The organism is Rhodospirillales bacterium (assembly GCA_020638175.1).
Lineage (GTDB): Bacteria > Pseudomonadota > Alphaproteobacteria > Micavibrionales > Micavibrionaceae > JACKJA01.
Window position 1 is genome coordinate 457876 of record JACKJA010000002.1, and the last position, 13030, is coordinate 470905.

Annotated in this window: 12 protein-coding genes and 1 pseudogene; 3 read left to right on the plus strand and 10 right to left on the minus strand. The window is 50.3% G+C overall.

Features of this window, described 5'->3' with window-relative positions:
• Nucleotides 1–15: 15 nt before the first annotated feature.
• The gene (locus H6868_02200; protein MCB9988128.1) at nucleotides 16–192 is read left to right on the plus strand and encodes a type II toxin-antitoxin system CcdA family antitoxin; all 177 of its coding nucleotides are present in this window, start codon (nucleotides 16–18) and stop codon (nucleotides 190–192) included.
• Here H6868_02200 and H6868_02205 read toward each other — a convergent pair.
• From H6868_02205 to H6868_02225, 5 genes are all read right to left on the minus strand, one after another.
• On the minus strand, nucleotides 189–608 hold the full coding sequence (locus H6868_02205; protein MCB9988129.1) for a hypothetical protein: 420 nt from the start codon (nucleotides 606–608) through the stop codon (nucleotides 189–191). The two genes, H6868_02200 and H6868_02205, sit on opposite strands and share 4 nt — an antisense overlap.
• An 87-nt stretch (nucleotides 609–695) precedes the next feature.
• On the minus strand, nucleotides 696–2480 hold the full coding sequence (locus tag H6868_02210) for an acyl-CoA dehydrogenase C-terminal domain-containing protein (GenBank protein MCB9988130.1): 1785 nt from the start codon (nucleotides 2478–2480) through the stop codon (nucleotides 696–698).
• A 209-nt stretch (nucleotides 2481–2689) separates the two neighbouring features.
• On the minus strand, nucleotides 2690–2932 hold the full coding sequence (locus H6868_02215) for a hypothetical protein (GenBank protein MCB9988131.1): 243 nt from the start codon (nucleotides 2930–2932) through the stop codon (nucleotides 2690–2692).
• Between the two features lie 56 nt (nucleotides 2933–2988).
• Nucleotides 2989–3915 carry a c-type cytochrome gene (locus tag H6868_02220; GenBank protein ID MCB9988132.1) on the minus strand — a complete coding sequence of 309 codons (927 nt, stop codon included), beginning with the start codon at nucleotides 3913–3915 and terminating at the stop codon, nucleotides 2989–2991.
• A 168-nt stretch (nucleotides 3916–4083) separates the two neighbouring features.
• Complete coding sequence (locus H6868_02225) at nucleotides 4084–5961, minus strand: hypothetical protein (GenBank protein MCB9988133.1); 1878 nt, start codon at nucleotides 5959–5961, stop codon at nucleotides 4084–4086.
• A 143-nt stretch (nucleotides 5962–6104) separates the two neighbouring features.
• Here H6868_02225 and H6868_02230 point away from each other — a divergent pair, with 143 nt between their 5' ends.
• Entirely contained in the window at nucleotides 6105–6317 is a 213-nt protein-coding gene (locus H6868_02230; GenBank protein MCB9988134.1) for a hypothetical protein, read from the plus strand.
• On the opposite strand, the pseudogene H6868_02235 reads toward H6868_02230, so the two are convergent.
• From H6868_02235 to H6868_02245, 3 genes and pseudogenes are all read right to left on the minus strand, one after another.
• Nucleotides 6314–8700, minus strand: a pseudogene (locus tag H6868_02235) (enoyl-CoA hydratase/isomerase family protein). The gene H6868_02230 and the pseudogene H6868_02235 sit on opposite strands and share 4 nt — an antisense overlap.
• Nucleotides 8701–8775: 75 nt before the next feature.
• Nucleotides 8776–10158 carry a hypothetical protein gene (locus H6868_02240; protein ID MCB9988135.1) on the minus strand — a complete coding sequence of 461 codons (1383 nt, stop codon included), beginning with the start codon at nucleotides 10156–10158 and terminating at the stop codon, nucleotides 8776–8778.
• Between the two features lie 143 nt (nucleotides 10159–10301).
• Entirely contained in the window at nucleotides 10302–10877 is a 576-nt protein-coding gene (locus H6868_02245; GenBank protein ID MCB9988136.1) for a YqgE/AlgH family protein, read from the minus strand.
• A gap of 82 nt (nucleotides 10878–10959) precedes the next feature.
• Here H6868_02245 and H6868_02250 point away from each other — a divergent pair, with 82 nt between their 5' ends.
• On the plus strand, nucleotides 10960–11814 hold the full coding sequence (locus H6868_02250; GenBank protein ID MCB9988137.1) for a hypothetical protein: 855 nt from the start codon (nucleotides 10960–10962) through the stop codon (nucleotides 11812–11814).
• Between the two features lie 7 nt (nucleotides 11815–11821).
• On the opposite strand, the gene H6868_02255 is transcribed toward H6868_02250, so the two are convergent.
• Both H6868_02255 and H6868_02260 read right to left on the minus strand, forming a co-directional pair.
• On the minus strand, nucleotides 11822–12517 hold the full coding sequence (locus H6868_02255; GenBank protein MCB9988138.1) for an HNH endonuclease: 696 nt from the start codon (nucleotides 12515–12517) through the stop codon (nucleotides 11822–11824).
• A 99-nt stretch (nucleotides 12518–12616) separates the two neighbouring features.
• Complete coding sequence (locus H6868_02260) at nucleotides 12617–13012, minus strand: hypothetical protein (GenBank protein ID MCB9988139.1); 396 nt, start codon at nucleotides 13010–13012, stop codon at nucleotides 12617–12619.
• Between the last annotated feature and the right edge of the window lie 18 nt (nucleotides 13013–13030).

Sequence of the window (13030 nt, forward strand, 5' to 3'; positions counted from 1 at the left end):
TTGGGGGGGAACGCTATGTCACAGGATATTTCAGGAAAAAGACGGGTCAATCTGACCATCCGCCGCGATGTGATGACCGCCGCCAACGAACTGGGGCTAAACGTCTCGCAAGCCGCCGAGGACGGCATCAAGGATGCAATCCGCAAAGCGCGGGAAGAAACCGCATGGTTAAAAAATGATCCCGGTCGTTAAGCCACTTTAGGGGAGAGCTTCGAATACATTTCGCGTTTGAACCGCATGTATTTATCCGCTATTTTCTGATCGGCCAACAGCTGTTCCCGGCTGATTTGCTCACTATCGACGGCCCGTGGGTTTTCACAACCGGGGCGCCGGGTATACTCTTCCCAGGAAAAATCAATCGGCCGCCCTTCAATGATGTTCGCATAATGGCTTTCCTGCACAGTTTTCCCGTTATGCGATTCTTCGAATTCAATGGTCAGGCGCTCAAGCGTGCCACCATAAATATCCTGCGCGGTGAGGGCCACAACGGCGCTTTGGCCGCGCATGGGATTACGGCTGGAAGAAAATTCGGCCTCATTTAGCGTCGTTCCCACTGTGCATGATTTCCGGGCCGCATGCTGAAAAATGTTTGTAGGCATTAAACTCATAACAGGATTCCTCTATATTTATTTGCGCACAGGAATATATATAGAAAGTTATATTATGTCAAAATATTTTATTTTCCATTGTATGAATTACATATGGCGGACATCCATAGCCATCAAGGGTTCCGCTCCGGCCATCACCATTTTAAACCGGCCATCGGTTTCCGGCAGCATCCGGGTCATGAAAAACCGGGCCGTTGCCAGCTTGGTTTCATAGAAATCTTTGGTCTGGCCGCCATCGCCGCTTTCCAGCTTTTCCAGCGCTATCTTGGCCATTTGCGCCCAGATCCATGCCAGAGAAACCAGAGAAAACTGCCGTAAATAATCTGTGGCCGCTGCGCCGGCTTCATTCGGATCTTTTAAGCCTTTCTGGGCAATTGTGGCTGTAGCTTGTTGCAGCTTGGCAAAGGATTTGGCCAACGGGAAAATGAATTCCGCCATCGCCGGGTTGGCTTGTTCAGCTTCAATGAACTCATGAACCGGATGGAAGAACCGCCGCAGCAAACGCCCCATATTTTGTGGCATTTTCCGGCCTACAAGATCCAGCGCCTGAATTCCGTTTGTTCCTTCGTAAATCATGGCAATCCGGGCATCACGGGCATATTGCTCGACTCCGTATTCGGCGATGTAGCCGTGCCCGCCGTGAATCTGGATGGCGAGGTTGGCCACCTCAAACCCCATATCGGTTTGGTAGGCCTTTACGATCGGCGTCATCAATGCCACGAAATCATCAGCAGCTTGCCGTTCTTTTTCATCCGGGTGCTTGTGCGAAACGTCAAGCTTCATGCCAACCATGTAAGACAGCGCCCGCGCGCCTTCGCAGAAAGCCTTGCCGGTCAGAACCATGCGCCGGACATCCGGGTGCACGATGATCGGGTCGGCCGGTTTGTCGGGATATTTAACGCCGTCCAGCGCCCGCATCTGTAACCGGTCCTTGGCGTAGGCCAGCCCGTTTTGCTGGGCGACCTCGGCAATGCCCAGCCCTTGCATTGCCACGCCGAGCCGTGCTGCATTCATCATTGTGAACATGGCTTTCAGGCCTTTGTGGGCCTCACCGACCAGCCAGCCTTGGGAGTTTTCAAAATTCATGACGCAGGTCGAAGAGGCCTTGATCCCCATTTTATGCTCGATCGAACCACAGGTCACAGCGTTACCCTTCATCGAATCAGGCAGGAATTTGGGAACCACAAACAGGGAAATGCCCTTCACGCCTTCCGGGGCGTCCGGCAGCCGGGCCAGAACAAGATGGATGATATTCTCGGTCAGGTCGTGCTCCCCGGCGGAAATAAAGATCTTGGTACCGGTTACGGCAAAAGAACCATCCCCGTTGGGTACAGCCTTGGTTTTAATCAGGCCGAGATCGGTGCCGCAATGCGGCTCGGTCAGGCACATCGTTCCCGACCATTCTCCCGTCACCAGTTTAGGCAGGTAGGTCTGTTTTTGCTCATCCGTTCCGAAATGCGCCAGCGCCTCATAAGCCCCCTGTGACAGGCCGGGATACATGCCGAACGAGAAATTGGCGCTGCAGATCATTTCCTGCATCACCGTATTCACCAGAACCGGCAGGCCCATCCCTCCATATTCCGGGTTGGCGCTCACACCGCACCATCCCGACTCGGCAAACAGCTTGTAAGCTTCCTGAAAGCCTTTGGGTGTGGTGACCGCCCCGCCGTCAAAATGACAACCTTCCTGATCGCCGCTTTGGTTGATCGGGAACAGGACATCCCGGCACAATTTTGATCCTTCCTCCAGAATCTGGTCAACCAGATCGGGCGTCGCCTCTTCATAGCCCGGAAGAGCCGTCAGTGATTCGGCGTGCAATAACTCATTCAGGACAAAACGGATATCATCAAGGGGCGGATTATAGACGGGCATAAGGAAAATCTCCGGTGAAAAAGTGCAATTTCAGAGCCTTAAGTATAGGGTATTCCAGTTAACAAATCATGGTTTTTTGAAATATTAGAATTTAGTCATTGACAAAGCTCTATGAGCATACGATAATATTCCTTAATACTAATATAAATAGTATTTCTGTCTCTCCATTGCGCGGACCTAATCCCTTCCAGGTCCGCGCAATTTTTTTATTAATCCTCATCCAGCCACAGGCGAACACTGTCGGCAACTTTGTCCTGATCCATGCCCTGGATCTGGCGTTTGGCCTTTTCAATGTCGGATTGCTGTTTTTTCCGCATGGCCGCGGCGATTCTGTCGAGCGTCTCTTCCCCGATCGCTTCGCGTGCGATTTGTGCATTGGCGGTGGCCTGCGCGATCAATTCTTCACGGGAAGGTTTCTGGTCTTTTTTCTTCTTTTTTCCGAATCCAAACAAAATGACCTCCTGATGTTCAGGAGGTCATTGTAACGCTTATACGTTTGTTAGAAAAGCTATTCGGCAAGTTCGCCGTGGAGGCTCTTCAGGAAGGCAACGATCGCATCGCGGTCTTCGGTCGACAGTTCACCATCTTCCAGACCCAGCTGGTATTTTGCCATGATCTCAACGGCCTGTTCCAGCGTCTCCGCTTTCCCGTCATGCAGGTATGGTGCTGTGACAGCAACGTTACGCAGCGGCGGCACACGGAAAACATACATATCGGCCTCATCGCCGGTTTCCGTGAAGCGGCCTTTATCCTGATCGATGATCTCGGTGCCGCGGTCCTTGAAGTAATCTTCGCTCATCGCCATGAACATGTTGCCACCAACGTTAGAGCCGGTGTGACAGGTCGTGCAGCCGATTTCCTTGAACACTTCATAACCGCGTTTGGCTTGGGCGGAAATCGCGGCCTCGTCGCCGTTCAGGTAACGGTCGAAGGGTGCATTATGCGTGGTCAGGGAACGCTCGAACGTGGCGATGGCGTCACGGGCGTTATCAGCAGTGATTTTACCGCCATAAACGGAATCGAAAGCGGTCTTGTAAGCTTCATCGCTTTCCATCAGTGCCAGAACATCATTCCAGTTGCCGCCCATTTCATCCTGGTTTTCCAGCGGGCCGTTTACCTGGTCTTCCAGTGTTGCCGCGCGCCCGTTCCAGAATTGCGTGGTGTCCGCGCCGCTGTTCAGGACAGACGGAATGTTAATCGGAACGGTTTTACCGCTGGCGCCCGGAACGGATGTCGTTACACCCGGAATGGTTCCGCCGGTCTGCGGGTTATGGCAGGTCGCACAGGACAGGATTTTATTGGATGATAGCCGCACATCAAAAAACAGGCGCTCCCCCAGTTTCACTTTGGCGGGATCAAGATCGGCCTTGGCGGGTACGGGTTGAACCGGCTCGTTCGCCAGATCAATTTGGGCCATAGCAACCGGGGCGCTCATCAATACGGCACCGGTCAGAAAGGCAGTCAATAACGTGCGTTTCATGGACAGTCTCCTTCAATCCATTAGAGTGTGCTGATATTACGTCAGGGACTTTAGGATAAGCGCCGTTAAAATGCAAGATGTGGTTTGATCCCTGCAGTCCATCATGAACTGTTCTCTCCCAGGTCACGTGATGTGGGGCTTGGGCGTTGTTTGTTTTGCAAATATACGCTGGAATTGTGGTTCTGGTAGCGATCCTGGGTCTTCCGACTTCACAGCATGAATGTAAAACCGTAAAGCGAGCGCCGGCAAGCGGCTCTGCCTGAATTTTTGCTTATGACTTTTTTTATAGTTTTTCCAGTTTTGTTTTTTCAGTTTTTGTATTTCTTCATGCCCCAGAGATCTCAAAAAACCATAACCGTGATCGTATAAAGACCGTCCCGGCATCTGGGCCTTAAGGTCATCAAACTGACCTTTCTTCCGGGCGACGATCTCAGGAAATCCGGAAGAGGCGGCAGATTGAATAAAGTCATTTTCATCCTCAAACAAAACCATGGTATCTTCGCCGGCTTCGTCGAGCATTTTTTGAATCGCGTCCTCCAGCCGGCGCCCCTTATCCGGCTGCCGGACTTTTTCAACGCACGCCATACGCCATTCGGGTTTGTATAAAATCCGCAAGCCTTTTGTTTCATCGGCCTGTAACCAATTTCGTTCCCCCATTTTGACTATACGGAAGACCGTACCGATAGGGCTTGTTTTAGGGTCGATCATAATGCGTTTTACACGCTCTTGCTCTTTATCATCGCTCATAAGCGTGGTCTTGGGAAAGGCGTGACCGATAATACGCATATCGGCGGCTTTCACATCCTCGGCCATGCCGGGCCGCAGCTTGTGAATGGCAACATCCTCTCCCAGTCGCAAGGGCGCGCCGTCAGCAATCATAAAGGACATGTCTTTGCCGTCTCCGCGGACTTGCCGTTCAAGAGATGCAAAATGGTTTTTGACGACATTCATAATGCGGTTTGCCGACTTGATGACGGTATTCGATTTGGCGTTTTTCGCAAAGACACCCAACGCGGCAAAAGACTGAGTCGCCACAGTAATACCCACGGCAATGCCAACACCAATCAGAAACTTCGTTTTGTTCATTTCACTGATGCTGACTCCAAACCATTGCATGGTGTTGAGCATCGTTGTCTTGCCATAGACATGCTTGAATTTTTGCCAACCGTTCAGATTCATTTCCTGGATTTGTTCCGGCATCGTATAGGGGTGTGCGCCCTCCAGAATATTACCGGCATAGCGGTTGAATTTTTGGCGAATAAGGTCCGCCGCTTCATCCCGGGTAACGGGCTCTTGTGTCACTTGGATCGAAAAATTTCTTAAAATCCAGCGGTTAAACCATTTTTTCATGGCTTCTGCATTGGTCAGGTTTGTCCGGTTGTGACGGGGATTGCAGTAATAATTAACATGAAACTTGCCGCGCCCGTCGGGTTTCAGCCAAAACAGGCTGGAACGGTTTTGACAAAAATCAGGAGTTTCCTGCGAAAGCAGACCATGGTCTTCCCGGGCTTTGGCGATAACAGGATCAAACTGGCGGATTGTTTCGTAAGCCCAGCGAAAATCCAGTAGACCGTTACCGTTTTCCGGGCCGTGTATATCCCGTTCCCGGTATGTCTTTAAAACCTGTATATGGGCGCTTTCGAACAAGTCGCTATGGTTTCTTTTCTGCCCGTTTTCCAGCAATGTCTTCAAAACCGAAGGATAAGGGGACCGGACAACCGTATAAGCAGGTTCGGTGGCCATAGCATTATGGGGATCTTTCCCGGATAATACATGGGTGTGAAGGACCGTATAAGCACCGGATGGCGAAATAGCCCATAAAGCGCGATAAGTTGAACCATCGTCTTGACCGGTCGGTAGTTCGACATGGTGAAACGATAGTTCGTGCGCAAAATGCTCCAGATTGATCATGTGTTGAATCAATCCGCGCTGCGCATCCAGATGATGCTCGTCTTTGTTCCCGGTTAGAACGGAACCAGTTTTAGGGCCCGGTAGAGCCATGAAAATACTACCCTCAGTCTTTTTTTATATGCGGATAACCTACACAAAAATGTACAATATGGCAAATAAAAAGCGGGTAAAATTGACATAAGCGTAAATCTCTTGTTATAGAAATTTATATTGTCAAAAAAGAGGGTGCAAAAATGACAAAAGATCCGAAAAATTTTGATTTGGTCGGGGCGCAAACCCCCCCGGTTTTTGTCGCTGTTGTTGCGGCGGCGCTTGCGGCGACAGGGCTAAAGGCCGTATTTGTGGATAATACGGACGTTTCCCGGGTGGCGCAGCCCGTTTCTGTTGAGCAACCGGCGGTTTCTCAGGCAGAGAGATGGGCGCCGTTCTGGCCGCGGCATCGTTAGTTCCGAAGCGGTTTCCCGGTCGTCAGCATATGCTCGATCCGGTCCATGGTGCCGTCATTATGGACCAGCTTCATGAACTCTGTGCGCTCCAGTTTGTAGAGATCATCCTCGGAGAGTGGTTTGCTCCAGTCGGCTTTTTCGCCGCCGCTCAAAACCGTGGCGACCGCGCCGGATACCGTCACATCGTACGGCGTGGCCTTGCCGGATTTACGAAGATCGCTGACAGCCATATCCAACGCCATTTTCCCCGACGGTCCGGGCAGGCGAATTTCCGCCACCGGTTCCGGTGCCTGATACCCTTCGCTAGCTCCAGCGCTTTTTCCTTCGCATCGTGCAAAAGCCGGTCACGGTTCATGGTGATGCCGTCGCTTTCTTTGAGGTAGCGGATTTCCTTCGCTTCCTGCGCGCTCTTGGCCACCTTGGCCAGCGCGATCGTTTCAAAGGCTTTGCGCACTGCGCCCATGGGCGTGGTCTTCGGTGAAAACCATACGGTGTTACCGCCCGTGGCCTTATCGTAATTTTGGCGTTCTTCTTCCATGTAGCGCAAAATCATTTCCTTGCACCCGCCCCAGCCGGGGATAAGACCCACCCCGACCTCTACCAGCCCGGTATAGGTTTCGGCATGCGCCTGCACATGATCGCTGTGAAGAAGAATTTCACACCCGCCCCCCAGTGCCATGCCGCTGGGCGCGGACACAACCGGGAAGGGAGCATATTTAAGGGCTTTATAAACTTTTTGCCCGCCGGAAACCAGATCCTCGATCGCAGGCCACATGGCGATATTCATCGCAAAAATAGCCAGCCCCAGATTGGCCCCGGCGGAAAAATGGCTTCCTTCATTATAAATGACCATGGCCTTATAATCGCCGCTGCCGTCGCCGATGAGCTTGATGGATTTGTGATAGGCTTCAAAAACCTGATCGTCCAGCGCATTCATTTTACCTGTAAATTCGACGCACAAAATACCATCGCCGATATCCCACAGCGCGGCGCTGCCGGTTTTAAACACGGGTTCTTGCGCCAGTTTTATGTCGCGAAGAAGCAAAACGCCATCCGGCCGTTTGATATCGTGGTATTTACCGTCAATGCCAAAGACTTGCAGCTTGCCACCTTCGACTTTGTAGAATGTCCCGTCCCCGACTTTCTTCAAAAGCGGCGGGACGGCGATACCGTCTTCTTCCAGCTTTGCGGCAAACCATGCCGGCCCCAGATCGTCGATAAGCTCAAACGGTCCTTTTTTGAAGTTATAGCCAAGCTTCATGGCTTCATCGACAGCATCAATATTCCCGGCGATTTCAGGCACCAGAGAGGCCGCATAGGCCAATGTCCGTGACAACACTTTCCATGCATAAATCCCGCCCTCGTCATCCGTCGTTACAACGGCTTTGACGCCTTTTTTCCCGGCATCGACAGAGGCCAGCTTTGGTTTAACGGATTTGCTAAAGGTGCTTTCATCAAATTTTTTACCGTCCAGCGGGAAGGATTGTTTTTCTTTCTTTCCGTCCGTTTTATCGAGGCGGTAAAACCCGCCTTTTCCTTTACGTCCGGTGTAACCGGCCTCAACCATGCCGTGAATTAGCGGGTGGTCGATATAGATTTTGCGGTAATCATCATCCTTGGGTAGCGTCGAAAGCAGCGAATCGGCCAGATGCGGCATCAAATCAATCCCGATCAGGTCCAAAAGGCCAAAGACGCCCGTTTTGGGAATGCCGACCGGTTTGCTCATCACGGCGTCGGCGACCTCAACCGGAACGCTGTCCTCGATCGCGACATTCAGCGCCGTCGTCAGCCAGTACACGCCGATCCGGTTACCGATGAATCCCGGCGTATCGTTACAGCGCACAACGCCTTTGCCCAGCCGGACGTCACAGAATTCAACAATCGTATCAATCGCATCTTTCCGGGTTTTGTCGCCCACGACCAGTTCCAGCAGGCGCAAATAACGCGGCGGGTTGAAAAAGTGCGTAATCAGGAAATCTTTTTCAAAATCCTTGCCCTGTCCCTTGACCAGCAATTCCAGCGGAATGGTCGACGTGTTGGAAGAAACGATCGAACCTTTCTTGCGGTGTTTGTTAATTTTCTCGTAGGTCTTATGCTTGATATCGAGGTCTTCCAAAACAACTTCGACAATCCAGTCACAATCCTTCAGCAGGTCCAGATCGTCTTCCAGATTGCCCGGTGTAATCAGTTGCGCATTGTGCGAACTCATGAGTGGTGCCGGGTCTGTTTTGAGCATTTTGTCGATCGCATTGCGGGCCAGATCAGGGCCGTCTTTCAGCTTGATATCCAGCAAAACAACCGGCACGCCCGCATTGGCGATTTGCGCGGCAATGCCGCTTCCCATGACCCCGGACCCGATAACAGCAACTTTTTCGATCGACATTGAAAACCCTTATGAAGAAACAGACAAAGACGTTTGTTCATTATAAAAGGAAATAAGGCGGGAATACAGGTCTTATTATCTATCGTCCTGATCCGGGAGGTCGAGATCATCGGAATCAACGGTGGGCTTATAGATTTGCAGCAGAATTTTGAAATCGGCATCGCCCTCTTTTTCAAATTCAACCAGCGCCGGATAACTCGTATCGCCCCATACGGAATCAAAGCTGTCTTCGCTTGATTTAGCCAGTTCAATCGAATGAATCAGCTTTTCCAGCGTCATGTAGACCATTGTATCCATGCGCCCGGACAAACCGGGCATGCTGTCCCGGTAACGGGGACGGATGGTTGTCATTCGCGATGGATTTTCCAGCCCGTCAATCAACGTATAGGAACTCTCGGAAAATACATAAAGGGGCATATCCCTGATACTTTCCTGAGAATTCAAGAAGTTTATTTCCCGACCGTTTCCGGCAATCAAAATAGAATCATAACTGTTTTTTATGAGGAAGCTTTCAGCCAGACGTTCCGTTACTTTATCGGCGGATAGCTTCTTGTCGATGAAGACGCCCTGTATTCCCTCGATATCGCTAAATTCTTGCCAGGCGCTCTCAAAATTCTGGACGGCATCGTGACCATACTCATCGTCCGTTGCGATAAACGCGATTTTGCGTGCGCCGCTTTCATAGGCTGTTTTGGCCAGCAAGTCCCCTTGGTCATGATTGTTGACCGAGAATTTATAGATCAGGTCTTTTTGGGTCTGGATAGTCGACAGGCTGGCCGTCGTAATGATTAACCGGGCATCCGCCGGGCCGTCGGCATTTTTACCCGCCAGAGACGGGAAGTCGGCAGTCAGGGCTTTACAAGGGTCGCTGGACGTACAGATGAAATAGTGCGCTCCCTCTTTAATTTTTTGCTGGACGGCCAGTTTAAAGCCTTCGTCATAAGCATCATGGTGGTCAATGTAAGAAAAATGGTAGAGACCCGTTTTGTCGGGTGTTTCCTCTATAAAATGATTGATCCCGGCCATAATGGTATCGAATCCCTCGATTTTGTTTCCGATAGGATCTTTGATTCCTGTGAGAAAAACAATTTTTTCACCGGGGATCATCTGGGGAAATCCCTTGCCATCTGTGATCCGGTAAACGAAATACCCGTAAGACCCGGCAATCAGAAACGTTGTGGCGGAAATAGCAATAAACGCGATCAAAAACTGATGCCGGAGCGTATAGGGAATATGAAGTTCCCGGTCCTTTTTAACATCTTCGAAATGCCGAAAGAATTGGACAACAACCAGCAAGGCAATCATCGTCGAAACGATGACGAAAGCAATCGCTGCCAAAAAGATATAGCTTATTTCAATGCCGGAAAAAAATTTCAACGCCAGAGTCGCCAAGGCAACGGGGGCATAAATGAGAAACAGCAATTTATAAGATTTATCGATAAACGAGAAATGACCCATTTTTCCATCAAGAATTGTTAAATAACGATGATATGGCCCCTTATAGCACGAGATATCGTTTCACAAAATTCTTATTTCCTATGGGGAAATAAAAATAATGAACAGAATAGCTTAAACAGTTGAGAGGGGGGTGGCGGCTTATATTACGCCCTTCCGGCTTCGTGGGAGAGCATAGCCGGATCAATCCCGAGCATTGAGACGGCCGCTTCCCATTTTTCTTCAGGGGACGTTAAAAAGATAAGGTCGCAATCGGCATCGGCCGTCAGCCAGGCATTTTGCTGGATTTCCTGATCGAGTTGCCCGGCGCCCCATCCGGCATAGCCCAGAATAAACAACATTTTCTGAGGCCCATCTCCCTTTGCGACAGCGCGCAGCGCATCAATCGTTCCCGTAACGCTCAGACGTTCATCGACCTTGACGGTATCGTCCAGATTAAAATCGGGGCTGTGGAGGATAAATCCTCTGGCGGTTTCAACCGGGCCGCCTTCGAGCACGGGTATGTCAGCTTCGTCTTCTAGCTGTATATCGAATTGTTTCAGTAGAATATCCAGCGTCATTCCTTCCAGAGTATTGTTTATAACAAGACCCATAGCTCCGTTTTGATCGTGGGCGCAGATATAGATAACGGCCTTGTCGAACCGCGGATCGCCAATACCGGGCATTGCCATGAGCAGTTTGCCGGTCAAAGAGTTATGCTCATTTTTATTGTCTGTTGTCATTGCCCGTACACCGGTTACTTTGTTATAATAGAAAGTAGCACAGGTTTCTGCAGGACGATAAAATTTTTGGAAGGGATTCTTTATGGCCACCATATTTCGTGTACTTTTAGGGTTGGTGGTAGTTTTTATCCCAACATCGGCAAAAGCTCTCGAAACGAACTGGTTTGACGGGGGAATGGTGTATGCGCGCCTGATAAGCCCTATCGAAGAGACCAGTATTCACCGTGTCCTGAACGTGGCCCTTGAATTGAACGTAGCGGAAGGGTGGCATATTTATTTCCGCTTGCCGGGCGAGGGGGCAATCCCTCCCACTGTGAACTGGGGCCGGGGTAGCAATGTCAAAAGTGTTGATATGCTCTGGCCTTTTCCCAAGCGCTTTAATGACCGGGGTTCCCAGAATTTAGGCTATTCCGGGCACGTAATTATCCCTTTGGACGTAAATGTTAATATTCCGGCCCGGCCCGTGACGATTGAAATGAACATGGAAACATCGGTATGCAATGAAAAAACCTGCGTACCCCAAAGAATTTTTCTGACATTGCCTGTTCCTGCTGAAGATAAAACACCAATGGTGAACGTGTCATACAGGGATATGATTGAAGAGGCCAGAAGCAAACTGCCGACGGAAAGTGAGCTCCCCGGACTGAAAATTAATGATATCGTGGTATCGCCGGAAACTGTGGAAGTGACCGTTTATTCGGAAAGGGGCTTTGCCGACGCGGATATATTTATTGAAACAAAGGACCGGGAATTAACGACCCTTCCTATTATATATGTTGATGCGCGCGAACCCACAAAAGCCAAAGTCCATATTGACTCACCTTCTTATTCCCGCGATCTCAGGAAAATTCTGCGCAGTCTGGAAATGACGGTTACGTTAACCGATGGCACCGATTGTATCAGGAAGACGTTCGATTTTTATAACAAGCAACGCTGAGCAGCGGTCAGGCCGCTTTAGGTAGGGTTATCTGTTTGTAGATATCGACCCATTTATTGGGAATTTTTCCGCCAAATGGCCCGTCTTTTGAACGCCAGTAGGCCAGAATCTGTGGAAACTGGTTAAATTCCAGATCAGCCTCTTTGATAATTCTACGGTCCAGGGGGAACAGGCGCAGGCCTTCGAGTTTATCTTCCCGCGCCTCATAGGTCTTGGCGGAGATATAATCACGCAAAACACTCGACAAAACATAAGGGTCGTCAGTCCCCAGCCGGCTGCGGGCCTCTTCCCGCCTTTGCATCATGATGTCCAGAGAACGCCGGGCGGCCTCGGCCATTGGTCCTTGGGATATCCGGGCGACATAAATGGCGCGGGCAATATGGTGCAGCGCCGTCTGTGAAATTTCAGGGAGCCAGATCAACACACCCGAACGCATGGTTGCGACGTGGTCGAGATCAAAGCACTGGGCGCAGAACATGCAGCTCGTCGTCATGTTTTGCATATGAGTATTCTTGTGGTTTCCATTCAGGAAATGGATTTCCTGATATTTCTGGGCCTTGAATCCGCAAAACTGACAGGTATGATCATCGCGCTCGAAAATTTTCTGCCGCAAATCAGCAGAAAGCACTTTATCAGAAGAAGAGAGTTGGGCATTGCCGGTAGACCATGCAACGCCCAACGTAATAGATAAATTAGGTTTCATTTGTTTTTTCCACGCAGCCCGGACAGGTAGAGCGAACTGCAATAGAGTTATATAGTTGTTGTCGACCCTTTTGAAAAAACAAAGGGTCGACAAAGAGTCCTAGAACAGACCACCACCGTCGATTTGGTCTGCAACAGCGGCCGTAGCGTTAGCACCCATGCCACCGGTGTTGATCGTTTCCAACATGGATTCGAAGATAATCGGCAGACCCAGAAGCGCCCCACCGGCTGCCAGACGAATTGCCCCGTCTTTCAGCGGCGTGTTGCCCGGATTTTCCACGTGATCCTTAATTTTCAGGATACCCAGAGTACCGATCAAAATACCGAAGATGTACGACAGAGCTGACAACAGACCTGGCAGGTTGTTGATAGAACCGACGATGTTTTCGGCCACGTTATTAAAGTTGTTCGCATGAGCCGCATTTGGTGCCAGCATCATACCGACAACAAAAGCCGCACTCATTTGCGTGGTTTTTTTGTTGAGTTGCTTAATCATGGTTATAGTCCTCCTCAT